The organism is Dactylosporangium sp. NPDC050588, assembly GCF_040654975.1.
Lineage (GTDB): Bacteria > Actinomycetota > Actinomycetes > Mycobacteriales > Micromonosporaceae > Dactylosporangium > Dactylosporangium maewongense.
Genome location: NZ_JBFAJA010000078.1, coordinates 1 through 22279, shown reverse-complemented (window position 1 = coordinate 22279; position 22279 = coordinate 1). Strand labels below are relative to the sequence as shown.

Genomic DNA, 22279 nt, shown 5'->3' with positions numbered 1-22279 from the left:
ACCTGTTCCCCGCCCGCGGCGGCCGGTCGACGACGACCCGCCGGCCGTGCGGCGTCCCCACCCCACCCATCCGACGGGAACGACGATGCACCAGCACACCCGCACCGCCCGGCGGCTGCCGGTCCAACCCGACTGGTTCCGGCGGGCCGTGTTCTCCGAGGTCCTCACCCAGGCGTGCTTCGACTCCAACGACCACGGCTGTGGCGACCAGCTCGGCCTGGTGTCCAAACTGGACTACCTGCGGTGGCTCGGCGTCGACTGCATCTGGTTCGCCGGTCACGTGCCGGTGGAGCTGACCGGCGACACGACGTTCCCGAGCATCGGGCGGCGGCCGTACCTGCTGACCCTGCCCGGTTACGGCTCGTACTGGTTCCGCATCGTCGCGCCGGACCGGAACCGGGGCGGTGCCCGTGCCCGATGAGGACGCCGCCGACCTGTTCGAGGCGAGCCTTCTGCTGCTGGCCGGGACCGCGCCGCTGCGCCATGCGACGGCGGCGCGGCGGCGCACCGACTGGGAGGTGGTCGCCGCCGCGTGGGACGGCGCGCCACTGCGGGTGGAGTTCGAGGCCGAGTACGCGGCGGCCAGGTTCGCCGAGGTGATGCGGGCCGTCCCGGAGGTCGACTGCTGGACGGGCCGCCGGGAGGCGGGCATCCGCCGCCGCTACGAGACGTTCGTCGTGGACGTCGCGGCTGCCGAACCCGGCAGCGTCCTGGCCCGCTTGCAGGACGAGTGGACCCGGGCCGCCGACCTGCTGCTCGGCGACGGTGCCGCGGACGAGACCCGGCTGCGGACCCGGGCCGTGGTGGTCTGGCGGTGTGCGCTGCTGACCGGGGCGCCGCGGCACTCCCGGGCGGGGCTGCGGCTGCGGGCACCCGACGGCCGGTCGTTGCGGCTGCTGATGCGCTCCGCGCAGGTCCTCGGCGTCACCTGCGAGGCGCACACGGGCCGGGGCCGGCAGATCCTCTCCGTCGGCGGACGCGGCGCGGTGACGCTGCGCTCCACCACACGGGCCGCGTCCTGAACGGTGCCGGCCACCGACGCGATGGAGACGGTCGAGTGCCCGTCATGCCGGTCGCCGCGCCGGTTCGCGTTCCAGCCCGGGCCCGACTTCGTGCCGCCGCCCGCCTACGGCGGCCCCGAGCCGGCGGCGGCCTTGCGGGCCCGGTACGCGCCGACCGCCGCCTTGTTCCCACAGCTGTTGTCGCAGAAGCGTTTCGAGCGGTTCTTGGACAGGTCGACGAAGACATCGCCGCAGCCCGGGTAGGCGCACACGCGCAGCCGGCTCAGCTCGTTGCTGCGGACCACGTCGACAAAGGCCATCGCGGCCTCGACGGCCATGCGGTCGGCCAGCGGCGCGTCGGACGGCGTGGCGTGCAGGTGGTACGCATACCCGTCGTGCTTGACCAGCTGCGGCAACGCCTGCGCCGCACGGAGCAGCTGGTTGACGATGCCGACGACGCGGTCCTCCTCGGCATGCCAGAGCTCGCGCAGCCGCGGCCGCAACGCCCTGACGTCCGCCAGTTCGGCGTCGGTGCGCTCGTGCCGGCCGGTCCAGCCCTGCTCGGCGAAGAACGCGTCGAGCGCGGCGACGTCACCCAGCAGCTCGCCGGCGCTGCCGTCGGTGTTGATCAGTGCGGCGGCAGCGATCAGCGCGATCTCGGTGTCATGAGCGAAAACCATCTTGACTCCTGTCGCCCGTCTACCTAGTGTCATGAGTGTAGCCGCTATAGCTCATGACAACGACCGAGGGGGCGTCATGCAGCGCCGACACACCGCCGGGCTGGGACTGGCCCTGTTGTCCGCCGTCACGTTCGCGACGTCCGGCACGTTCGCCCGGTCGCTCATCGACGCCGGCTGGTCGGCCGGGGCCGCCGTCGCCGCCCGCGTCGGGGTCGCCGCGCTCATCCTGGCCGTCCCGGCCGTGCTCGCGCTGCGCGGCCGCTGGCACGTGCTGCGCCGCAACCTCAGCACGCTCGGCCTGTTCGGCATCCTCGCCGTCGGCGCCGCCCAGGCCTGCTTCTTCAACGCCGTGCAGTACCTGCCGATCGGGGTGGCGCTGCTGCTGGAGTACCTCGGGATCATCCTCGTCGTCGGCTGGATGTGGGCCGCGCACGGGCAGCGTCCCCGCCGGCTCACCGTCGCCGGCGCCGTCACCGCCGTGCTCGGGCTCGTCTTCGTCCTCGACCTCACCGGCAACGCCGACCTCGACCCCGTCGGTGTCCTGTGGGGCCTGGGCGCCGCCGTCGGCCTCGCCGGCTACTTCGTCCTTTCCGCGCGCACCGACAACGAACTGCCCTCGGTCGCGCTCGCCAGCGGCGGCATGGCAGCCGGTGCGCTCGCACTCCTCGCGCTCGGTGCCGCCGGAGCGATGCCCCTGCACGCCACGTTCGGCCCGGTGACCTTCGCCGGCCACAAGGTCAGCTGGCTGGTGCCCCTCGCCGGGCTGTCGATCGTCGCGGCCGTCGTGTCCTACGTCGCCGGCATCGGCGCGGCCCGCATCCTCGGCGCCCGGCTGTCCTCATTCGTCGGGCTGACCGAAGTCATGTTCGCCGTGCTCATCGCCTGGGCGGTCCTGGGCGAGCTGCCCAGCATGATCCAGCTGGTCGGCGGCCTGCTCATCATCGGCGGCGTCGTGCTGGTCCGCATCGACGAGTTCCGCACCCCCGAGCCGCAGGCGCCGTCGGCAAAACCGACCGACCCGGTGCCAGTGGCCTGAGCGGACGACGCCGGCATGCCGGCGCTGGGCCCGCAGGTGCGGCAGGCGGTCAGCCGCCCGGCGGAGCCGGGCGAGCATGCCGCTGAGGTCCTGGGTGAACGGTTCGTGCCGGAAGCAGCGGCCGCCCGGGACCTCGTGCCACTCGTGGGGATGCCGGCGTCGACCGCCTCCTCGCCTTCACCGCTTTACGGTTCGTGCGCAGGTCTCGGCGGAGGTGTGTACGCCGGATGAATAGTCGTGGCCAGTGTGCTCCATGCACATTGACCAGTGAAAGTACATCCTGGATACGCCTCTGATCCGCATGTTACCGTGCGGCCGACGAAATCGCATCGATCGATGTCGTCAATTCGCCGTTGGGAGGTGAATCGCATGCTCAGCTTTTCGGGTCAGATCGGCACGACGGCCACCGGTGGGCTGACCGTCACGGTCGCTCCGGGTGCCTCCACCACGTGCGGCGGCGGCAACTGCTGCTGCACCAGTTGCTGCTCGTGGTAGTCGTCGGCCTGTACGCCCAACCAGTGAAGGGAAACCAGCCTTGCTCAGCTTCTCCGGCCAGATCGGTACCACGGCCACCGGTGGGCTGACCGTCACGGTCGCTCCGGGTGCCTCCACCACGTGCGGCGGCGGCAACTGCTGCTGCTCCAGTTGCTGCTCCTGGTGATCCGGCCGCTGCCGGTCACCTCCCTGTCCGCGCTCGCATCGGAGTGACATGCCCTACCGCCGCACCAGGGAAGAAGTCGAGGAAGCGCTCAAGGACCACGACTACCTCCGGGCGGTCGGCAGCTTCGCGATGCAGCACACGATTGTCTCGATCTATACGTCATCCACGGTCGTCCGGACCCCAGACTCCGTGGTGCGGGGCCGATGGGCGACCGGGGATGACGCCTTCGCCGGCGAGGAACTCCTGCTCAACTACCGCACGGACAACGCTCGGCTGGGCTTCCAGATGGGCATCGGCCGGTTCTACGAGCCGGATGCGGTCCTGTCCTCCTGCCACGCCGACCTTGAGGAAGACCTGCGTGACGTCGTCAAGCTGCCCGCCGCGAAACCCATCCGTGCGGGACTGACCGCGGTCGTCACCGAGCGGCGCAGCACCCGCCTGTTCAGCGGCGAGCCGATCTCGATGGCCGACCTGTCGGCGCTGCTGTTCCACTGCCAGGGTGCCACCGGCAGCCTGCCGTACGGCAATCCGACCGACCCGCACGGCGTGATCGGGCTGCGCACCGTCGCCTCCGGCGGCGGCCTCTACCCGGTGACGCTGTACGTCCATGCGTTCAACGTCGCGGGGCTCGCCCCCGGCGCGTACGAGTACCTGCCGTACGCCCACGGTCTTTCGCCGGTCGCGCCGCATCCGCAGCTGTCGCCGGCGCAGGTGCTGCGCTCGCCCGACCTGGACGTCGAGCGCAGCGGGTTCGTCATGACGTTCGCGTACAACCTCTACGACAACTCGCGCAAGTACGGCGACGGGGGTGTCGTGTTCGGGCTCATCGAAGTCGGCGCCATCCTGCAGAACCTGCACCTGGCCCGCACGGCGCTCGGCCTGGCCGGCTGCGACCAGGGTGGCTACGACAAGCAGACGATCGAGAAGATGCTGGACCTGGACGGCCTGACCAGCCACGTCGTGCACGTGAGCGTGGTCGGGCAGGGAGAGTAGTCGGTGAGCGCAGACGAGTCCATGATGGACAGTTACCTGCTGGCAAGCACGGCGCGGTTGGTGGAGGACAGCGCCGGCCGCTTCCGGATCCGCACCGGGGTGTGGAACTTCGAGGAGGCGGTGATCGACGTCAGCCGCGAGTCGCCGGCGGTGGGGGCCACCGTGCGGGCCGCGCTGCGCGCGGCGGCCGCCGGGCCGGTGCGCGTCGCCGACCACCTGGATCCGGGGCTGCAGCCGATCGAGTCGGCCAACATCGAGCGCCTCTTCGCCGACCTGGCACAGGCCGGATTGTTCGTGCCCGCGCGTGAGCGCGACAGCCAGGACGCGGTGACCGCGGCGCTGCTGGGCCGGATGGTGTCGCCGTACCCGGGGGACGGCGAGCCGCCGAGCGGTGAGGTCGCCTTCCTGTCGGACTCCGCCGCGGCCACGGCGCAGGCCGAGCACCTGGCGGCCGGGATGCGGCTGCGGCTGGCGCCGCTCGCCCCGGAGACGGTCGAGCGCCTCTCGAGCGCCGACCTCACGTCCCGTATCGACGGCCTGGCCACCGAGCAGGCCATGGCTGACCTGACTCCGGCGCTGACCGGCTCGGCGGCGCTGGTCACGTGCCTGCAGCGACCGGCGCTGCCGTTGCTGCGCAACATCAATCGTGTGCTGGAAGGCCGCGACGTGCCGTGGGTGTGCGCGTTCATCGACGGGCCGTTCGTGTCCGTGGTGGGCCTGAAGTCCCCGCACACCGGCTGCTTCGAGTGCTTCGAGCAGCGGGCGCTGGCGCGGCTGGAGGACCACGTGTCCTATCACGACTTCGCCCGCTCGCCGGTCGGGTCCGCGGCACCGCGCGCCGCGGACGCGCCCATGATGAGCCTGCTGACCACGCTGGCGCTGACCGAGGGATACCTGCACGCGACGGTGGGCGTGTCGCGGCTGTCGGGCCGGGTGCTCGGCGTGCATCTGCCCACGCTGGAGATCCAGACGCAGGACCTGCTGCGCATGCCCGCCTGCCCGGGCTGCGGCAAGGTGTCCCGCCAGCGGATCCGCGAGATCAACTTCAACAGCCGGGCGGCCGTGGACCGGATCGTGTCCGGGGTGCTGCGATGAGCGCGGTGTCGCACTACCCGCCGATGACGCGGCTGCTGCGGCGGTACAAGCACCTGGGGGCGAACCAGACCGGCATCATGCCGGGGTTCTTCGTCGCCGTCGCCGACATCCCGGGCGAGCCCCGGATGCGGGCGATGACGGCGACCATGCCGCACTACCACCGCCTGATCATGGGTGACCCGCATCTGCAGGTGCAGTACCACCTGAGCGGGTACGGCCTGTACCAGGAAGAGGCCATGATCAAGATGATGGGGGAAAGCGTCGAGCGGTACGCCGCGATGGTCGCGATCCGCCTGTTCGACCAGGATTTCCGGTACGCCTCACGGCGCGAGCTGTCGGCCGAGGGCGAGTGCCTGCCACTGGAGTACCTGGGCATCCTCGGTCCGGAACAGCAGCGCACCCTGGCCTCGCGGCTGCACCGGTACGCCGACCGCCCGCCCACGGAGGACGACGTCATCGCGTGGGTGCGCTGCCCGGCGCTGACCCGGCCGGGGGAGGACCTCTGGGTCCCCGCGCAGCTGTTCTTCCTCGGTTTCACCACCTCGGCGGCGCACGGCGACCTGCTCTTCACCCCGTCGTTCTCGACCGGCACGGCGGCACACGTGAGCCTCGAGAACGCGCTGCGCAACGCGTTGATCGAGGCGGTGCAGATCGACTCGTTCATTCTCAACTGGTACACCCCGAATCCGTGTCCGCAGGTCGTCGTCGACGACGAGGACGCGCTGCGGGTGCTGGCCACGATGAACCTCGGGCCGGATGCCGACTATCGGGTCCGGGCGATCCACCTGACCCGACCCGACCTCCCACTGCCGACCATCGGCGTGTACATGGACCGCAAGACCGACGCGCTGCCGATGCTCAGTTTCGGGGTGCAGGGCGACGCCGACCCGCGCTCGGCGTTGTTGCGCGGAGCGATGGAGAGCGCGGCCATCCTCGGCCTCGGCATGTACAGCGCCATCTTCGACACGACGGCGGTGCACGCGGCGACGAACTCCTCGCCGTACCTGGACCTCGACTCCAACGTGTTGTTCTACGCCGGACCGCAGGACGCGGAGCGCAAGCGCGCCATCGTCGCCGAGCGGTTCAGCGGGTCCGTGAAGCTCTCCGAGATCGCCCCGCTGGACGGAGCGTCGACGCTCGAGTCGCTGCTCGAGATGGTGGCCGGGGTGAGCCGCTGGGCGACCTACCTCGACATCACGCCGCCGGAGCTGGCCGGCACCGACTGGAAAGTGGTTCGCGTCCTCATCCCCGAACTGCTCAGCATGTGCCTGCCCGGGATGCCGCCGAAGGCGCATCCGCGCATGGTCGCGCACGGCGGAGTGACGAATGTCCACCCGCACCCTCTGCCTTAGCGCGCTGGTACTGCTCTGCGCGGCGTTCCCGGCGCAGGCGTTCCGGCTGACCCTGTCCGGGGTGCTCGGCGGCACCGGCGCTCGCGGCGCGGCGCCGCGCAGACTCGACCCGGCCGTGCGGGGGCAGCTGGTGTTCGCCGTGGCGCTGATGGCCATGGCGGCGCTGGTCGCCACGCTCGCACCGATGCGGTGGGACCTGTCCTCGCCCGTCGACTGGCGCTGGTACGCCGCCGCGGTGGCGTTCGGGTGCCTTGCCCCGGTGCTGGAATGGGCCACCGGCGCCGCATGGCTGGCGGTCCGGCACCGGCGACTGGCCGGCATCGCGCTGCACCGGCTCGCGGGCGGGGGATCGGTCTGGGTGGTGCTGGCCGCGGTCGGCGTCGCCGCTGCCGAGGAGGTGCTGTTCCGGGGCGTGGGACTGCACCTGCTGGGAGTCGTCCTGGGCTGGCCGGCCGCCGCGGCGCTGTTGGTCACCGCGGTCGTGTACGGCCTCAACCACCTCTACTTCGGCGCCATGACCGTCGCGCAGAAGACCTTGACCGGCATCGGGTTCGGCCTGCTGTACCTGCTGGGAGGCGACAACGTGCTCGTGCCGATGGTGGCGCACGTGGTGCAGAACGTGGTCGTGCTCACCGTGCTGCGGCGCCGGGAGCCTTCGTGACCCGCGACGCGGCGGTGTTCACCGCCGTCGCTGTCGTGGCGACCGCGGCCTGGCTCGCGCTGTACCGGCTGCCCTTCCGGCGCAACCGCACCCGCCAACGGGTACGCCTGGCCATCGCCGGCCGCACGGGGCTGCCCGGCCGATACGTGTTCCCGATCCTGGGCACCCTGGTGTACCTGGCCGGCGGTGTCCTCGCGTCGACCCTCGTGGTGTACTGGGGCGGCCTCGACGTGGCCGCCCTGCTCGCCTGGCACGTCACCCCGCACGACGTCGGTCTGCTGGTGCTGACCGCCGCCGGCGCCAGCGCGCTGACCGCATTCGCCATGTCCATCCTCTATGCCGTGCGACCCCGCACCGACGTGCCCGGCGCGGTCACCGGCGTCCGCTGGATCGCCGAGATCCTGGCGCTACCCCGGGCATGGCGGTACATCGTCCCGGCGACCAGCGCCGCCGTCGAGGAGTTCTACTTCCGCGGTGTCTTCCTCGGCGGCCTGCTGGCCGGCGACACACCGGTGTGGGCCGCCATCGCGATCAGCGGCGCGGCCTTCACCGTCGGCCAGGTACTGCTGACCGAGACGGCCCTGCAGGCCACCGTGCTCGCGCTGTCCAGCGTGGTGCTCGCGGTGGTGTGCGGGCTGCTGGTGATCGTCGAGGGCAGCGTCCTCCCGGCGATCGCGGTGCATGCCTCGTTCGCCGCCTACTACACCCAGACCAGCTCGCGCCGGGTCGCTCCCGTCGCGGCCGCAGTGCCCCGATGAGGAGGCCGACAACGGTGAGTCGAGAAGCAGAAGCAAGCGCCGCCGAGCCATTCGTCGACGCCCGGAACATCACCGTCCGCTACGGTGACCTGGTCGCCGTCGACGGTGTCGACCTGAGCGCCGACAAGGGCCAGGTCGTGGGCGTGATCGGGCCCAACGGCTCCGGCAAAACGTCGTTGCTGGAGTGCATCGAAGGGCTGCGGAAACCGGCCACGGGCACGATCCGCGTCGGCGGCTTCGACCCGGCCACCGACCGTACGCGGATGACCCGCATCGCCGGCATCCAGCTCCAGCAGCTCGTCTACCCGCCCCGCACCACGGTCGAGGAGATCTGCCGGCTCTTCGCGTCGTTCTACCCCGACCCGGCCGATCACATCGAGCTGCTCGAGCGGTTCGGCCTGAGCGAGCAGCGGCGCAGCCAGGTCGTCAAACTGTCAGGCGGGCAGCAGCAGCGGCTGTCACTGATTCTGGCGCTGCTGAACAACCCGCAGGTGGTCTTCCTCGACGAGCTGACCAACGGCCTGGACCCGGCCGCCCGGCGCATGGTCTGGGACGAACTGCGCCGCCGCAACGGCGACGGCCTCACCATCGTGATCACCTCGCATCACATGGAGGAGGTCGAGTACCTCTGCGACCGGGTCAACGTGCTGCTCAAGGGCCGCATCGTAGCCACCGGCACACCCACCGAGCTGATCCGGGACCACGCCGGCGACTCGGCCCGGCTCGTGCTCGACGGCGCCGGCGGCAACCGGAAGCTGGCCGAAAGCCTCACCGGGCTGGGTTCCGGGGTGCGGGTGGAGCCGGCCGGGCAGCGGCTGATGCTCGAGGTGCGACCGGCGCGCCGCGGGGACGTCGACCGGGTCCTGGCCGAAAACGGCACCACCGCGCGGGAGCTGCCGGCCTCGCTGGACGACGCGTACCTGAACCTGACCGGGCAGGCCGCCGGAACGGCCTCGAGCGAAGCGGACAACGTCGATGTTTCCTAGCGTGCTGGCGTTCGAGTCGAGGCGGATGCTGCGCAACTTCCCGCCGCTGTTCTTCGGCCTCGTGTTCCCGGTCATGGTGCTGGGCATCTTCGGCGGCATCTACGGCAACAAGCCGTCCGACCTGTGGGACGGCCTCGGCACCGTCGACGTGTCCGTGCCCGCCTACGTCGGCCTCGTCCTCGCCGTCGCCGGGCTGATGAGCTTCCCGCTGGGCATGGTCGAGCACCGCTCCCGCGGGTTTCTGCGCCGGCTGCGGGGCACCCCCGCCCGGCCGACCGTCTTCCTCACCGCACAGCTGCTGATCAACATCGTCATCTGCGTGCTGGGCATCGCCCTGCTCGTCGTCGTCGGCTCGCTCGTGTTCGGTCTGCACGCGCCGGAGCGGACGTTCGCGTTCGCCGGTCTGGCGCTGCTTTCCGGCGCCGCCATGTTCGGCATCGGCCTGCTGATCGCCTCCATCGCCAGAAGCGAGCAGACGGCCCTGGTCATCGCCAACCTGGTGTACTTCCCGATGATCTTCCTGACGGGCGCCACCGTCCCGCTCGAGCTGATGCCCGACTGGATGCGCAAGATCAGCGACGCCCTCCCGTTGACGTACGCGATCGACGCGCTGCAATGGGCGTGGCTGGACCGAGGCGACTCCATCGGCGTCGATGTCGCGGTGCTGGGCGGCACCGTCGTGGTCTGCGCCGCCGGCGCCGCCTGGCTGTTCCGCTGGGAATGAACCCCCTCGTCGACCGGACCGTGCAGGCCACCGCGTACGCAGCGGCGGCCTGCCGGGCCGCGGAGAGCCGCCTTCCGCGCCCCCGGGTGTCGGACCCGCTCGCCGAGCTGTTCACGCCCACCGCTGCGGCGGCGCCGATCGCGCGGCTCGCCGACGCCGGGCGGGACGAGGTTGTCGCCCGGACCGTCCTCATCGACCGCATGCTCGTCGATGCGCTCGAGCGACGGCCGGGGGCCGCGGTGGTGAACCTCGGGGCCGGCTTCTGCACGCGGCCGTACCGGATGCGACTGCCCGGATGCCGCGAGCTGGTCGAGGCCGACGACCCCGCCGTCGTCGAGCTGAAGGACCGGACCCTGCACGGCCGGCCGCACAGTTGCCCGGTGAGGCGGGTCGGCCTGGACGTCCGCGACGAGACCGCGGTGAGCGCCGTGGTGGACGAGACGGGACGATCCGGCGACGTGATCGTGCTCACCGAGGGCCTGCTGGTGTACCTGCCGGCCGGAGCGGTCACGGCGCTGGCGGCCACGCTCGCGAGCCGGACCGGCGCCGCGCACTGGATCGCCGACATCGTCAGCGCGGACTCCGCCAGGCAGATGCAGACCCTTGCCCAGCGCGTCCCCGGTGGGCTGGCGCTTTTCGGGCTGGACTCGCTGACGCCGCTGGAGGAGCCGGGCTGGCGGGTCGTGGCCTACCGGGCCCTGCCGGTGCCGCGACCCCGGTACGGCGCCTCCAGCCGCACGGTCGTCGACGGCGTGGTCGCCCTCGAACCTCGCCGCGGCGGCTGAGTCCGGCGCTGGAGCAGGTCGCGTGGCTCGGGGATCTCGGGCATCAGGCTCGCCTCCGCCTGGGCGGGGTCAACGTATTGAGTAGTCGGTCTGAACAGTGATGATGTGCCGCTTCTTCCAGCTAGCGGGCCTTGGCATGGCAGTGCCCCTTGCGTAACGTCATGGGTCGCTTGGTCCGGTTCATGCTCACAGCAGGTGACGCCGGCAGGCTCGCTGAGTCGTGCACGCACGAGCCGGGGACCCACCGCCGTCAGCTGACCCGGTAGGCGGACGCGTAAGGAGAGCATCACTTCTTGCGGCCCGATGGCTGTGCATCGCGTGTCGCCGCACGTCATGCCCGTATCGATCGCCCTGCTCCGGGCCACTGGAGACTCGTTGTGAACCTTGAATCCGTCCAGCCGCAGTCCCACCGCGCCGGGGATGTCCGCCGGCCGCGGATGGCGGTGACCATGTGCGTGATGCTCGCCGCGGCGGCCGTGGCCGGCATCGTGCTCAGTCAGCTCGGCGATCCGCCGTCTGAGCGCACCGCAGCGGCGGGCGCGGCGCTGACCACGAAACCACCGAAGGCCGGCGGGGCGGCGCCGTCCGCGCCGGCGACGATGCTCCTCAAGTACCAGTTCCAGCTGCAGCCGAACTACTACTTCTGCGGGCCGGCGGCCACCCGGATCGCGCTCACGGCAGCCGGCCACGCCGTCAGTCAGGACGAGGCCGCGGCCATGCTGGGCACCACCACCAACGGGACGGACTCGGCCCTCGACACCACCCGCGTGCTCAACCAGCTGCTCGGGCACGGCCGCATGCTGTACCGGACCAGAGAGATCCCGGTCTACCCGGCAACGCCCGCGCAGGCCGCGCAGCTCCGGACCGACGTGCTGACCACGGTCGGCGGCGGACGGGCAATCGTGGCGAACATCGCCGGACACGTGACCGACACCGCCGGTGCCGTGCACGCCTACGAAGGCGGTCACTACCTGACGATCGTCGGATACCGTGACGGCGGCGGCACGGTGAAGATCGCCGACCCGGCCAACCCGAGTGGGGACGGCACCTACTGGCTGCGCACTCCCAAGCTGGCCGACTGGATCTCCTCGCGCGGCTACTCGTATTGATTCCCGGCATCGCCGATCACCTGACGGTGGCAGGGCGGCGTCGTGGTGGCTGGCGTCCAGCGTCCTGTTCGTGGTCACGCTGTGGGTGTCCGGTGGCGGTCTGCACGGCCTCGGCTCGCTGGCTGCCGGCGCTACGTCCATCGGCCGGCTGACCGGACTGGTTTCGGCCGACCTGCTGCTCATCCAGGTGCTGCTGATGGCCAGGGTGCGGCGCCGGCTTCGCGCTCACCGCTTGCAGCGACACCGCAAGCGGTGGCGGTGGTCCTACGGCACCGAACAACGGCAGCGTCAGCGTCAACCCCACCTTCAACAACGTCGACGCGGTGTTCGTCCGGATGATGATCCCGCACCACGAGCAAGCCGTGGAGATGGCCGCCCTCGCCGAGACGAAGGCGACCGATCCGGACGTCAAACAACTCGCCGCCAAGATCAGTACCGGGCAGAAGGCGGAGATCGCAACGATGAAGGGCTGGCTGGTCGCCTGGGGCCGGCCGACCATGATGCCGAGCTGTCCCGAGATGCATTGCATGCCGAGCAACATGATGCCGAACGGAGCATCGCCGAACGGCATGATGCCGAGCGGGATGATGCCGAGCGGGATGCCGACGATGTCGGGCATGATGTCGAGCGCAGACATGGCAAAGCTCCAGGCGGCGACCGGCACCGACTTCGACAAGCTGTTTCTCCAGATGATGATCGTTCACCACCAGGGAGCGGTCATGATGGCCCAGGCGGAGCTGGCCCATGGAACCAACCCGGACGCCAAGGCTCTCGCCGGCCGTATCGTGAAGACACAGCAGGCCGAGATCGCTGCGATGCAGCAGATGGCCGGCCAGTCGCATTCATGAGCACGCTGCGCGTACAAGGTGGAGGCGGCCGCGCACCGCGGCACGATAGAGGTAGAGCGGCATGAAGGGGGCGTCATGAAACGCCAACCCTCGGGTCTGTACGTAATCGCGGCGGCGATCGGAATCGTCGGGGCCGTCGCATTCGGGGTGCCGGCGTACGTCCTGTTGTTCGCGGTGCTCGCGCTGGCCTGTCCGATGATGCTGTTGATGTTGGGCGGCATGCACGATGGCCGCGGCGGGCAGGGCCAAGCCGGTGAACGCGGCGGCCCGGCCGCCGAGGACCACGACCAAACCCACGGCCAGCCGGCAGCAGTCCGGCCGCTGGACGGAGGAGATCACGATGATGTACTGGGGCAACGGCATGGGCGGTTGGGGCATCGTCCTCATGACCGTGAGCAACCTGCTGTTCTGGGGCCTGGTGATCGCCGGCATCGTACTGCTCGTTCGCGGCGTGGGTCGCGGCAGCCAGGTCGATGCGTCGAGCGGCCAACGATCCACACCGCAGCAGGTGCTGGCCGACCGGTTCGCCCGTGGCGAGATCGATGAGGACGAGTACACGCGCCGGCTGCAGGTCCTGAGCGGCGCCGCTCACACCCATGGACCCGGAGGTTGACGCGGACACCGGCGCCGCCTACGGGCTGTGGCCACTGGTCATCCTCAACACCGCGGTGTTCGCGGCCGGCTCTTCCATCCGCGCATCGGACGGGACTGGCGGGGCGGTGTCTGCCTGATCATGCAGCCCGGCAACGCAACAGAGCCCCACAGGCAATACCCGATCAGTACGAACGTGGGCCCCGGGAGAGATTCAGGGGCCCACGTTGCCATGTATTCCACGCTCACTCGGATCGTGACCGTCAGTCCGACCGGGCGCGGGCGTGGGCGCTCCCGTTAGAAGAGCGCGCTCACCGGCGACCCGAGTACAGCTGCGTCACGTGGTCGGCGCTGAGCTCGTAGCCGTACAGGCGGAAGTCGTCGATCAGACCGTCGAACGCGGCGTCGCCGTACCCGTTGCGGCCCAGCCAGTTGTTGGCTGTCGGGCCGATGCCGGCCATGGTGACCGTCAGGTCCGTGCGGGTCGCGATCGCCACGCCGTTGAGGTACAGCGTGGCGGTCGAGCCCTGACGGGTGAAGGCCACGTGGTTCCACTGGCCGGCGACCACGTCCCGGACGGGAGTGGCATGGACCCGCTCCTCGGGACCGGTCTTCGCCTTGAAGGTGGCGGCGAGCCCGGTGTTGCCGTTCGCCTGGGTCTGCATCTGGATGTGGAAGTAGCTCCCGGCGGAGCCCAGCCCGTCGCCGATGTGGAACATGCTGGTCCAGTTGCTCTTGGTGTCGGGGCGCACCCAGAACCCGGTGGTGAAGTTCGTCGCGTTCTGCAACAGGTTGTCCGGCAGGTCGACCGCGTTGGCGGTGCTACCGCCGGGCAGGTTGATCGCCTTGCCGAGGACGCCGTTGGTCGACCAGCCGGTGGTGCCGGTCAGGACGGCCGCGCCGACCGAGCTGACGGTGCCGGTGTTGGCGCCCGTGGTGCCCGTGCCTTCCTCGAACTCGTAGCGGATCGGGACACCGGCGGCCGGCGGCCGGCGGCGGCGGGGAGCAGTCGGCGCTCAGCAGCCCGGCGGCGTAGGCGAGGCCGTTCTTCATCTGGGCGCGCATGTAGGGCTCGCTGTAGGCGGTGCCCTCGTGGCCCATGGAGGTGTACCAGGAGCGGCCGGAGTCGATCTTCTGGCACCAGGTGAGCGGGTGCGGGGAGCCGTTGGCGCCGCCGCCGTAGGACGACTCGTCGGCCTCGATCAGGGTGCGGACGTTGGGTGCGGGGTTGACGACCCAGTCGTACCACTCGTCGCTGCGGGTGATCGAGGCGGTGACGCCCTGGACCAGCGGGTGGTTGGCGTCCGAGACGAACACGCGACCGGGGCGGACGCCGGGGTTCTCCGGGTGCCCCTCGGAGACGGCGCCGACGAGGCGGTAGTAGAACGGGTTGACGTCGTGCTCGCTCTGACCGACCGACCATCCGGCGTAGTGCATGCCCATGTAGCCGCCGCCACCGCGGATGTAGGCCTCCAGCGCGCTGCGCTGGGACGCGTCGAACAGCACGCCGCCGATCCGGCAAGCATGACCGACGCGACGAACGCCGCAGCGAGCGGGGCGAACGCCCGCCCCCGCCATCGATCGGCATGCGCGAAGAGGGGAACGGGGCGGACCAGCGGCGCACTTTCATGAGACATCCCTTGGGGTTCGGCATGGCGGATACCACCACCAGTAGGACTGTGAACAAAGTGCTGGTCCGGGTTCTTCGAGGGCTGGTACTGGCTCGAGGTCGGCGGGCGTCAGCTGCTGCGACGGGATTGTCCGACCTTGTTTGTCTGGCGCAGCGAGCAGTGTCGGACAACCCAGGCCGTCCACATGCTGAGCGGGCAACCCCAGCGGCACCGACCAGGGGCCATGCGAATCAAGGACAACAAGGCGAACCGGCCGATGCCGGTCGCCCCGATGAAAGGGGATTCCCCGGTGGGAAGAGTCAGCCGAAGAATCGTCATGTCGTTCATCACCTGCGCGCTTGCCGCAGCGGGCCTCACCGTCGCCACCGCAACTCCGGCCAGCGCTGCCTGCAGTGCCACCATCGCAAACCCTGCCCGTGGCACGATCTCCGGCAACTACTGGGTGTACTCCACGGGTGCGACCCAGGGTTGCGGCACCGGACCATGGGAGGTCGTGCTCTTCCGGTCCCGCTGGTATGGCTGGGAGGAGCTCGACAGGACCTCGCGTTGGAGCAACGACGGTTCGAATACCGCGTGGTGGGACTGCGACGGCACGCATGACTACCGGGCGCTGCTCCAGAAGAACGGCGTCAACTACAGGTGGTCGTCAACCCTCACCATCAGCTGCTGATGGCCTCAGGGCCGGCCGCTGTCGCTCCGCGGCGCGGCCGGCCCACTTGGGCCGCGGACCCGGCCGGCGCCGCCAGCCGCCTGCAAACAGGTGCTCACCGACGGCTGCGGGTCCTCGGACCCGACCGCCCCGACACCGCCCCGCTGTGCCCGTGGTCAGGCGGACCGTGAAGGCAGCATCCAGTGGCCGCCGGTCGACCAGCCGAGCAGCCGCCGGCGGTCCGGAGCCGCCGTACCGTCAGGGGGGAACGTCCCGCCGGTGACGACGTGCTCGAGGCCGCCGATCGCGGGCTGGAGCCGGATCTGGACGTGGAACGGCAGACCGTCGGCGTCGTTGCGTGCCGTCCGGACGAACCCGGCGGGATCGGCGCCGGGCATCGACAGGAAGAACACGAGGTGGCGCCAGGCGTACGCGATGTCCTTGACGACCGGCAGCGGATGCGGGCTGGCCGGCACCTGCGCGGCGAGGGTCTTCGCCTTCACGAACGCCCGCCACGCCAGCGTCGCCCAGTCGCCGGCCGGGCGGACGCCGGCCGGCCCGACGAGGGTGGCGAGGTTGTGGGTGGTGAGGATCTGCGCCTGCTCGATCACCGTGCCGTTGGCGGCGACCGAGCCCGAACGGGTCGATCCGCTCGCCCGTGCCCGCTCGCCGCACAGCGCGTCGAACGTCGGCGACGTCCGGGCGCCGTACCGTCCACTGTGGACGTCGTCGACAGCCGTGAGGGCGGCGTAGTCGATGCCGTAGTAGCGCTCGTACAGGCTGCCGGTGAGCAGACCGCCGGCGATCTGCGCGGCGGCGAGGTACTTGCCGGAGAACGTCCCCATGAAGATGTCGGCTGCCAGCTCCTCGACCCAGGGCAGCCGCAGACCGGACTCGGCCCCGAGCGCGCTGAGCTCACGGACCAGCGGGTTCGGCAGTACAGTCGCCGGAAACGCATCCAGAGTGAGCTCGCCGAGCCGGCGCAGGGCCCCGGCTGCGGCGCCGCGCGTGTCGGCGTCGGCGTGCCGGTGGGCCTGCACCGCCCGCACCCACGGCAGTTCCTCCAGGCGCACCTGGTGTTCGAGGTTGAGCAGCAGCAGCGACCGGCGGTTGCGGAAGGCGCGGTAGGTCGCCGTCATCAACTGCCGCAGCGCCGGGTCACGGTATGCGGCGGCGGTGCTCGCCGCCGCCAGCTGCGGCACGAGCATGGCCAGGACCTCGGCCGACGGGACGACACCGGCGTCGAGGAGCTCCTCGACGGTGCCGGCGGCGGCGCGACGCACGGCGGTGCCGAACGCGTCGGGGACGGCTGTCCCGACCGGGATCGCCGCCTCGGGTGCCTCGCCGGCCTCGACCGGCCGCAGGACGGCGTCGACGTCGCGGACCCCGACGTGCTGCGGCAGGGCGGCCAGGCGCGCGACGACGACCCGGGCGATCCCGTGGTGGGTCGGCACGGCGCCGATGGCAGCCTGCTCGGCGCGCAGCGCGGTGTGCGCAGGTGAGCCGGGCGCACCTCGACGGCGCACCATGCTGTCGACCGCGTGCTGCAACAGTCCCCGGGTGCGCGGGGTGAGACCGTGCCCGGTGAGGTGCTCGGCGAGGGCGTTGCGCAGAATGGCGAGGTTCTGCTTGCGGTTGCGGTGCTTCGTGCAGTGCCGGTGCCGGTCGGCGAGCGCGGTGTACCGTGCCAGCAGCGTCCGGGAACGGGCCGTCCAGGCCTCGTCGGCCCGCTCGGCGACCCGGCCGTCGACGACGGTGGCGAGCCAGTGGGTGAGCAGTTCGTCGGCGAACGGGTTCCAGACCGTGAGCGCCTCGCGCATCGCTTCGATCCGCGGGTTGGGGCGGCGGGCGGCAAGCTCCTCCCGGACCTCGCCCGCGCTGTGCCGCCACACGATCGACGGGTCGGCCGCCGCGGAGTCCGTCGGCTGTGGCGCGAACCGCAGCCGCCCGGCGAACGGCGCGATCTCCTCCACGACCGCCGACGCGGCCTCGTCGTCACCGGCCCGGACCAGCCACGCGACGGTGAGCAGGGCCGCCTCCTCCGGCAGGTCCACCCGGAACGCGCCGCTGTCCAGCAGCGTCCACAGCTCGGTCAGGCCGTGCTTGCTCAGGTGGTGGCGGAACAACTCCGCTCGGTCGGCGGCAACACGCATCCTCGTGGCGAGCGCCTGCTCGTGCGGCAGCAACGGGCCCTCGGCGGCCGCCGACCCGGTCGCGAAGCCACCCCGGACGACACCCGGCGTGACCCACGCGGGCAGGTCCTTGACCGGTGTGCGAGACCCGATCGTCAGCTTCCCGTCCAGGACGCCGCGCAGCACGGCGCCCCACCGCTCCATGCGGCGGTCGGCGCGGCGGCGCGTGTCGGCGTCCTCGTGCGTCGTCGCGGTGACGAGCGCCCGCGTCAACTGGTCCACGGCGTAGCCGAGGTTGACGCCGGTCGGTGCCCCCGTCGGGGAAGTGGTCGGGTCCGGGGTGGGGTCGGTGTTCGCGGCCATGCCAGCGTGGCGGGCCTCGCACCCGCACCCACCGGGGCCAAGCCCGGCGCTCTGTCTCGTTGAGCTACACGCTGTCGTCGTGCGTCGCCGACGTGGCGGGAGTCGCACCCGCGCCCACCGGGTTACGAGCCGGCGCTCTCCTGACTGAGCTACACGTCGCTGCCGACATGGCGGGAGTCGCACCCGCACCCTCCGGGTAACAAGCCCGGTGCTCTGCTGACTGAGCTTCATGTCGAGGCCGACGCGGCGGGAGTCGCACCCGCGCCCTCCGGGTTGAGAGCCCGGTGCTCTGCTGCCGAGCTCCACGTCGTCGCGATCCCGACCATACAAGCCCGGTGCTCTCCCGGTCCTCCCGTTTTTCGCCGGCCTCGATCAGGTGAGCGTCAGCCGGACCGGGTAGCGGCGCAGCCACAGGTTGAGGCCGAGCAGCAGTTCGACCGAGCGCCGGCTCATCCCGAACCCGCTCTCCTCCAGCGGGGCGGCCAGCGTCTCCCGGATCCGCGGCGGGTTGATCAGCTCCGCGATCGGTGCCTGCGGGTCGTCGACGACCTCGATCAACGACTGGCGCAACGTCCGTTCGTACACCGGATCCTGCGTCGACGGGTACGGGCTCTTCTGCCGGCGCAGGACCGACTCGGGCAGCAGGTCGGCGACGGCGGCGCGCAGCACGCTCTTCTCCCGGCCGTCGAATGCCTTCATCGACCACGGCGTGTTGTAGACGTACTCCACCAGCCGGTGGTCGCAGTACGGCACGCGGACCTCCAGCCCGTGCGCCATGCTCATCCGGTCCTTGCGGTCCAGCAGGATCTGCAGGAATCGGGTCAGGTGCAGGTAGGAGATCTCGCGCATCCGGTGCTCGGCCGGCGACTCGTCGGGCAGGTGATCGACCTCGGTCAGTGCCTGCCGGTAGGCGGCGTCCCGGTACCCGTGCAGATCCAGCGCGCGCTCCAACTCCGGGGCGAACAGCCCCTGTGTGCCGCCCGGTCGATCCGGCAGCGCGGTCAGCCAGGGGAACCCGTCGGCGTTGACCGCGGTGGGGTCGTGGAACCAGCGATACCCGCCGAACACCTCGTCCGCCGACTCGCCGGACAACGCGACGGTCGAGTGCTCCCGCACCGCGCGGAAGAGCAAGAACAAGGAGGTGTACAGGTCGCCGAGGCTGGTCGGGATGTCGTTGGCGACCATGACCTCCGTGCGGTACAACGAATCCGTCAGATCGCCGCTGTTCAGCATGATGTCGGCGTGCTGGGAGCCGACGTGCTCGGCGACCTCGTGGGCGTAGGGCGTGTCCGGCTCCGGCCGCATCGCGTCCGGGTGGAAGTGCTCAGTCTGCCCGACGAAGTCGACCGCGAACGAGCGCACCGACCCGAGCCCCTGTTCCCGCAACCCGAGAGCGGCGAGCGCGGTGACCGCCGACGAGTCGAGCCCACCGGACAGCAGGGTGCACAGCGGTACATCCGCTATCAACTGCCGACGGATGATGTCTTCCAGCAGGTCTCGCACGGTGTGTACGGTCGTGTCGAGGTCGTCCGTATGCGGCCGCGCCGACAGCCCCCAGTAGCGGCGCGTCCGAGTTCCATCCCGGTCAACGACGACAACGTGGCCCGGCCGGACCTCGCGCACCCCGCGATAAACGCCGTGCCCCGGCGTTTTCACCAGCGCCAGCAGCTCCCGCAGCCCGTCAAGGTCCACCTCGGCCGACACGTCCGGATGGGCCAGAATGCTCTTCGGCTCCGAGGCGAAGAGCACCCCGTCCGGCGTCGGATGGAAGCACAGCGGCTTCACCCCCATTCGATCCCGGACCAGCAGCAGGCGCTGCTGGCGGCCGTCCCACACCCCGAAGGCGTACATGCCGTTGAGCCGTTCGGCGAAATCCTCGCCCCACTCGAGGTACGCGTGGAGCACGACCTCTGTGTCGGAGTCGGTCCGGAAGTCGTGTCCGAGCGCGCGCAGCTCCGCGCGCAGCTCCCGGTAGTTGTAGACCTCCCCGCTGTAGGTGAGGGCGACGGTCGGCTGCCGCTCCTCTTCGGCGAGCATGGGCTGAACGCCGCCCGCCAGGTCGATCACGGCCAGCCGGCGATGGCCGAAGCCGCAGTGCTGATCGAGCCAAAGCCCTTCGGCATCGGGTCCGCGGAGCGCGGCGGTGGCCGTCATGGCCCGGAGCGCCGACTGCTCATGGACGAGATTCCGGTCATACGCGACCCATCCGACAATTCCACACATAGGTTGCCCGTACCCGTCGAGCGCCGGGCACAATCGCCCGCAACGCCTGACTTGCGGCTGCACCGGAACGACGCGAGCAGGACACCGTAGGCAGCCCGAAGATTCTCAACATGCCACTGCTCTCGTGGCAGCTCCAGAGCCGCGTTCGCCTGCAAGCACCCCCGGAGGGTGGGGACTGTCAGGTTTTCGCAGGTGGGTCTCCACCGACCTCTTCAAGAGTTCGTACCATCCACATGGTAAGGGTTTCTGACGATGGGGGAGGCGATGTCGTGACCGGGTCTCAGGCACCTGGTTCGCCGCTGCACCTGTCGACGGCGGAGCTGTTCGCCGCGGCGGAGGCCGAGGTCCGCGACGACGATTCGGAGTGGCACTGGGAGCACCTGGTGGCGCTGCACGAACGTGCCACGCCCGAGGTGTTCCGGACCGCCTGGGCGCTCGCAGGCGATGCGGACCCACGCCGTCGGGAGCTTGGTGTGCGCGTCATGCGGGAGGTCGGCCGTGACGACCCGGCCGCCGCTGATCTGCGCCGCGGGAACTGGCCGGTGCTGCTCGACCTCCTCGACCGCGAGACGCATCCGGACGTGCTGCCGTGGGTGGTGTCGGCGACCGGCTACAACGAGGTGCCCGGCGCGTTGCCGGCGGTGCTGCGGCTGGCCGGCCATCCCGACGCGGAGGTCCGGTTCCGAGTGGCGGCGAGCATTCCGAGCCTCGTGGATCCGGCGGCGCCGGAGGAGGCGGCACTCGCGGCGCTGCGAGTACTCACCGAGGACGACGACGAGGACGTGCGCGAGTATGCCAGCTACGGTCTGGTCGAGGAGCTCGGCGCCGGCATCTGACGACGGACGGGCGGCTCACCGGTGAAGGGGGCGCAAGAAATGGTCGGCTCCAGATCCAGGTGGGCCGTGCTCTGTGCACTGGATCGGCGGCGTCCTCGTCGCCGCGGCCTGCGGTTCGGGCGCCGCTGACGTCGTTTACTGGAGCAGCGGCGCCGACCAGGACAAGGCCGTCGAGTCCTACGCGGGTTCGGCGCACTGCGGGTGGCAGGACGTGACCTTTCTGCACGTCAAGTGGCTGCTGCCCGGGCAGACCGGTGAGGCGGCCAAACCATGTCGCTGCGCCGTGCTCCGTCACGTTCCGCCACTTGACTGGTCGGACTCCGGACCCTGCCGGCCTTGGCCGCCCATGGGCAGCTTCACGTTGACGGACGTGCCGGAGCCGGCCGGGCTGGTCAGTGTCAATGTGCCGCCGAGCGCCTCGACGCGGTCGCGCAGGCCAGCCAGGCCGGAGCCCTGGTCCGGGTCCGCGCCGCCGGCGCCGTCGTCGTGGACGGTCACGGCGAGGATCGCGCCGGGCGCCGACTCGTCCATCGCCGAGTCGTCGGCGATGACGTCGATCTCCACGGAGACCTCCGAGACGTCGGCGCGCTTGGCCGAGTTGGCGAGCGCCTCCGAAATCGCGTGGTAGGCGGCGACCTCGACGTAGCCGGGCAGGCGATGGTTCAGCCCGCCGTGCACCGCCACCGGGACCGCGCTGCGGCGGGCGAGCGCCTTGACCGCGGGGACCAGTCCGCCCTGGGAGAGGAGTGCCGGGTGGATGCCGCGGACGATCCGCTGAAGGTTCTCGAAGGCGGCGGATAGCCCTGCGGCGGTGTCCGCCAATTTGGACCGTACCTCGCCGAACTCCTTGGGGATCATCGCCTCGGCGAAGCGCAGCTCCAGCCCGAGTGAGATGAGCCGCTGCTGGACGCTGTCGTGCAGCTCGCGTTCGATGCCGCGGCGGGCCTCGTCCGCGGCGAAGACGAGCCGGGCCCGCGACGCGGTGAGCTCCGCCCGGCTCTCGGTGTTGGCGATCGCGGTCGCGACGAGCTCGGTGAACTTCGCGAGCTCATGCTCGATGCCGAGCGGCGGGGGGGGGGCCCCCCGCCCAAGGGCGACGACGACGCCCCAGACCCCCCCCGCGACGAAGATCGGCGCGCCGACCGACGCGGGGGGGCCTCCCGCC

Annotated in this window: 24 protein-coding genes and 4 tRNA genes; 16 read left to right on the top strand and 12 right to left on the bottom strand. The window is 70.9% G+C overall.

The window, feature by feature from the left end:
• The first annotated feature begins 85 nt into the window (after window positions 1-85).
• Window positions 86-421: an alpha-glucosidase C-terminal domain-containing protein gene (locus AB0I21_RS42070; RefSeq protein ID WP_360569272.1), complete on the top strand. Its 336-nt coding sequence runs from the start codon at window positions 86-88 to the stop codon at window positions 419-421.
• Entirely contained in the window at window positions 411-1022 is a 612-nt protein-coding gene (locus tag AB0I21_RS42065) for a hypothetical protein (protein ID WP_360569271.1), read from the top strand. The genes AB0I21_RS42070 and AB0I21_RS42065 overlap by 11 nt, the downstream gene beginning before the upstream one ends.
• A 104-nt stretch (window positions 1023-1126) precedes the next feature.
• On the opposite strand, the gene AB0I21_RS42060 is transcribed toward AB0I21_RS42065, so the two are convergent.
• Entirely contained in the window at window positions 1127-1681 is a 555-nt protein-coding gene (locus AB0I21_RS42060) for a CGNR zinc finger domain-containing protein (protein WP_360569270.1), read from the bottom strand.
• Between the two features lie 76 nt (window positions 1682-1757).
• Here AB0I21_RS42060 and AB0I21_RS42055 point away from each other — a divergent pair, with 76 nt between their 5' ends.
• A complete protein-coding gene (locus AB0I21_RS42055) occupies window positions 1758-2717 on the top strand; it encodes a DMT family transporter (protein WP_360569269.1) in 960 nt (319 codons plus the stop codon).
• A 386-nt stretch (window positions 2718-3103) separates the two neighbouring features.
• On the opposite strand, the gene AB0I21_RS42050 is transcribed toward AB0I21_RS42055, so the two are convergent.
• Window positions 3104-3232 (bottom strand): hypothetical protein, encoded by a 129-nt coding sequence (locus AB0I21_RS42050; protein ID WP_360569268.1) that lies wholly within the window; start codon window positions 3230-3232, stop codon window positions 3104-3106.
• A 194-nt stretch (window positions 3233-3426) separates the two neighbouring features.
• On the opposite strand from AB0I21_RS42050, the gene AB0I21_RS42045 reads away from it, so the two are divergent.
• The 10 genes from AB0I21_RS42045 (at window position 3427) to AB0I21_RS42000 (ending at window position 12689) form a co-directional block, all read left to right on the top strand.
• Complete coding sequence (locus AB0I21_RS42045) at window positions 3427-4371, top strand: SagB/ThcOx family dehydrogenase (protein WP_360569267.1); 945 nt, start codon at window positions 3427-3429, stop codon at window positions 4369-4371.
• A 3-nt stretch (window positions 4372-4374) separates the two neighbouring features.
• Complete coding sequence (locus AB0I21_RS42040; RefSeq protein WP_360569266.1) at window positions 4375-5466, top strand: TOMM precursor leader peptide-binding protein; 1092 nt, start codon at window positions 4375-4377, stop codon at window positions 5464-5466.
• The gene (locus AB0I21_RS42035; protein WP_360569265.1) at window positions 5463-6818 is read left to right on the top strand and encodes a YcaO-like family protein; all 1356 of its coding nucleotides are present in this window, start codon (window positions 5463-5465) and stop codon (window positions 6816-6818) included. Before AB0I21_RS42040 ends, AB0I21_RS42035 begins: the two co-directional genes overlap by 4 nt.
• On the top strand, window positions 6793-7479 hold the full coding sequence (locus tag AB0I21_RS42030) for a CPBP family glutamic-type intramembrane protease (protein ID WP_360569264.1): 687 nt from the start codon (window positions 6793-6795) through the stop codon (window positions 7477-7479). The genes AB0I21_RS42035 and AB0I21_RS42030 overlap by 26 nt, the downstream gene beginning before the upstream one ends.
• The gene (locus AB0I21_RS42025) at window positions 7476-8237 is read left to right on the top strand and encodes a CPBP family glutamic-type intramembrane protease (protein WP_360569263.1); all 762 of its coding nucleotides are present in this window, start codon (window positions 7476-7478) and stop codon (window positions 8235-8237) included. The genes AB0I21_RS42030 and AB0I21_RS42025 overlap by 4 nt, the downstream gene beginning before the upstream one ends.
• A gap of 14 nt (window positions 8238-8251) precedes the next feature.
• Window positions 8252-9223, top strand: a complete 972-nt coding sequence (locus AB0I21_RS42020; RefSeq protein ID WP_360569262.1) for an ABC transporter ATP-binding protein — start codon at window positions 8252-8254, stop codon at window positions 9221-9223.
• A gap of 1 nt (window position 9224) precedes the next feature.
• Window positions 9225-9947 (top strand): ABC transporter permease, encoded by a 723-nt coding sequence (locus AB0I21_RS42015; RefSeq protein WP_360569261.1) that lies wholly within the window; start codon window positions 9225-9227, stop codon window positions 9945-9947.
• The gene (locus tag AB0I21_RS42010) at window positions 9944-10732 is read left to right on the top strand and encodes a class I SAM-dependent methyltransferase (protein WP_360569260.1); all 789 of its coding nucleotides are present in this window, start codon (window positions 9944-9946) and stop codon (window positions 10730-10732) included. Before AB0I21_RS42015 ends, AB0I21_RS42010 begins: the two co-directional genes overlap by 4 nt.
• Before the next feature lie 377 nt (window positions 10733-11109).
• Window positions 11110-11841, top strand: coding sequence for a C39 family peptidase (locus AB0I21_RS42005; RefSeq protein WP_360569259.1), 732 nt, complete (start codon window positions 11110-11112; stop codon window positions 11839-11841).
• 335 nt (window positions 11842-12176) lie between these two features.
• Window positions 12177-12689 (top strand): DUF305 domain-containing protein, encoded by a 513-nt coding sequence (locus tag AB0I21_RS42000; protein WP_360569308.1) that lies wholly within the window; start codon window positions 12177-12179, stop codon window positions 12687-12689.
• Here the strand turns inward: AB0I21_RS42000 and AB0I21_RS41995 are convergent.
• Window positions 12684-13052, bottom strand: a complete 369-nt coding sequence (locus tag AB0I21_RS41995; RefSeq protein WP_360569258.1) for a hypothetical protein — start codon at window positions 13050-13052, stop codon at window positions 12684-12686. The two genes, AB0I21_RS42000 and AB0I21_RS41995, sit on opposite strands and share 6 nt — an antisense overlap.
• Here AB0I21_RS41995 and AB0I21_RS41990 point away from each other — a divergent pair.
• Complete coding sequence (locus tag AB0I21_RS41990; protein ID WP_360569257.1) at window positions 13030-13302, top strand: SHOCT domain-containing protein; 273 nt, start codon at window positions 13030-13032, stop codon at window positions 13300-13302. The genes AB0I21_RS41995 and AB0I21_RS41990 overlap by 23 nt on opposite strands.
• A 289-nt stretch (window positions 13303-13591) precedes the next feature.
• Here the strand turns inward: AB0I21_RS41990 and AB0I21_RS41985 are convergent, their stop codons facing one another.
• Both AB0I21_RS41985 and AB0I21_RS41980 read right to left on the bottom strand, forming a co-directional pair.
• A complete protein-coding gene (locus AB0I21_RS41985) occupies window positions 13592-14116 on the bottom strand; it encodes a LamG domain-containing protein (protein ID WP_360569307.1) in 525 nt (174 codons plus the stop codon).
• Window positions 14103-14786, bottom strand: coding sequence for a ThuA domain-containing protein (locus tag AB0I21_RS41980; RefSeq protein ID WP_360569256.1), 684 nt, complete (start codon window positions 14784-14786; stop codon window positions 14103-14105). Before AB0I21_RS41980 ends, AB0I21_RS41985 begins: the two co-directional genes overlap by 14 nt.
• Before the next feature lie 348 nt (window positions 14787-15134).
• Here AB0I21_RS41980 and AB0I21_RS41975 point away from each other — a divergent pair, with 348 nt between their 5' ends.
• A complete protein-coding gene (locus AB0I21_RS41975; protein WP_360569255.1) occupies window positions 15135-15581 on the top strand; it encodes a hypothetical protein in 447 nt (148 codons plus the stop codon).
• 155 nt (window positions 15582-15736) lie between these two features.
• Here AB0I21_RS41975 and AB0I21_RS41970 read toward each other — a convergent pair whose 3' ends face one another.
• The 6 genes from AB0I21_RS41970 to asnB form a co-directional block, all read right to left on the bottom strand.
• A complete protein-coding gene (locus AB0I21_RS41970; RefSeq protein ID WP_360569254.1) occupies window positions 15737-18055 on the bottom strand; it encodes a hypothetical protein in 2319 nt (772 codons plus the stop codon).
• A 1-nt stretch (window position 18056) separates the two neighbouring features.
• Window positions 18057-18129: transfer RNA gene (locus AB0I21_RS41965), tRNA-OTHER, on the bottom strand.
• A 13-nt stretch (window positions 18130-18142) separates the two neighbouring features.
• A tRNA-Thr gene (locus tag AB0I21_RS41960) sits at window positions 18143-18214 on the bottom strand.
• Window positions 18215-18217: 3 nt separating this feature from the next.
• Window positions 18218-18290: transfer RNA gene (locus AB0I21_RS41955), tRNA-Thr, on the bottom strand.
• A 3-nt stretch (window positions 18291-18293) separates the two neighbouring features.
• Window positions 18294-18365 (bottom strand) — tRNA-Glu (locus AB0I21_RS41950).
• A gap of 62 nt (window positions 18366-18427) precedes the next feature.
• The gene (asnB, locus tag AB0I21_RS41945; RefSeq protein WP_360569253.1) at window positions 18428-20278 is read right to left on the bottom strand and encodes an asparagine synthase (glutamine-hydrolyzing); all 1851 of its coding nucleotides are present in this window, start codon (window positions 20276-20278) and stop codon (window positions 18428-18430) included.
• Between the two features lie 269 nt (window positions 20279-20547).
• On the opposite strand from asnB, the gene AB0I21_RS41940 reads away from it, so the two are divergent.
• On the top strand, window positions 20548-21114 hold the full coding sequence (locus AB0I21_RS41940; protein ID WP_360569252.1) for a HEAT repeat domain-containing protein: 567 nt from the start codon (window positions 20548-20550) through the stop codon (window positions 21112-21114).
• A 291-nt stretch (window positions 21115-21405) separates the two neighbouring features.
• Here the strand turns inward: AB0I21_RS41940 and AB0I21_RS41935 are convergent.
• Window positions 21406-22279, bottom strand: an 874-nt coding sequence (locus AB0I21_RS41935; RefSeq protein WP_360569251.1) for a histidine kinase, incomplete at its 5' end; no start/stop codon positions are given.

Excerpts from the sequence above, each read along its gene's own strand:
- AB0I21_RS42060 (WP_360569270.1), bottom strand. The coding sequence starts at position 1,681 with ATGGTTTTCGCTCATGACACCGAGATCGCGCTGATCGCTGCCGCCGCA.
- AB0I21_RS42010 (WP_360569260.1), top strand. The coding sequence starts at position 9,944 with ATGAACCCCCTCGTCGACCGGACCGTGCAGGCCACCGCGTACGCAGCG.
- AB0I21_RS41990 (WP_360569257.1), top strand. The coding sequence starts at position 13,030 with ATGATGTACTGGGGCAACGGCATGGGCGGTTGGGGCATCGTCCTCATG.
- AB0I21_RS42030 (WP_360569264.1), top strand. The coding sequence starts at position 6,793 with ATGTCCACCCGCACCCTCTGCCTTAGCGCGCTGGTACTGCTCTGCGCG.
- AB0I21_RS42045 (WP_360569267.1), top strand. The coding sequence starts at position 3,427 with ATGCCCTACCGCCGCACCAGGGAAGAAGTCGAGGAAGCGCTCAAGGAC.
- AB0I21_RS42070 (WP_360569272.1), top strand. The coding sequence starts at position 86 with ATGCACCAGCACACCCGCACCGCCCGGCGGCTGCCGGTCCAACCCGAC.
- AB0I21_RS42000 (WP_360569308.1), top strand. The coding sequence starts at position 12,177 with ATGATGATCCCGCACCACGAGCAAGCCGTGGAGATGGCCGCCCTCGCC.
- asnB (WP_360569253.1), bottom strand. The coding sequence starts at position 20,278 with ATGTGTGGAATTGTCGGATGGGTCGCGTATGACCGGAATCTCGTCCAT.
- AB0I21_RS42035 (WP_360569265.1), top strand. The coding sequence starts at position 5,463 with ATGAGCGCGGTGTCGCACTACCCGCCGATGACGCGGCTGCTGCGGCGG.
- AB0I21_RS41975 (WP_360569255.1), top strand. The coding sequence starts at position 15,135 with ATGCGAATCAAGGACAACAAGGCGAACCGGCCGATGCCGGTCGCCCCG.
- AB0I21_RS41970 (WP_360569254.1), bottom strand. The coding sequence starts at position 18,055 with ATGGCCGCGAACACCGACCCCACCCCGGACCCGACCACTTCCCCGACG.
- AB0I21_RS42055 (WP_360569269.1), top strand. The coding sequence starts at position 1,758 with ATGCAGCGCCGACACACCGCCGGGCTGGGACTGGCCCTGTTGTCCGCC.
- AB0I21_RS41995 (WP_360569258.1), bottom strand. The coding sequence starts at position 13,052 with ATGCCGTTGCCCCAGTACATCATCGTGATCTCCTCCGTCCAGCGGCCG.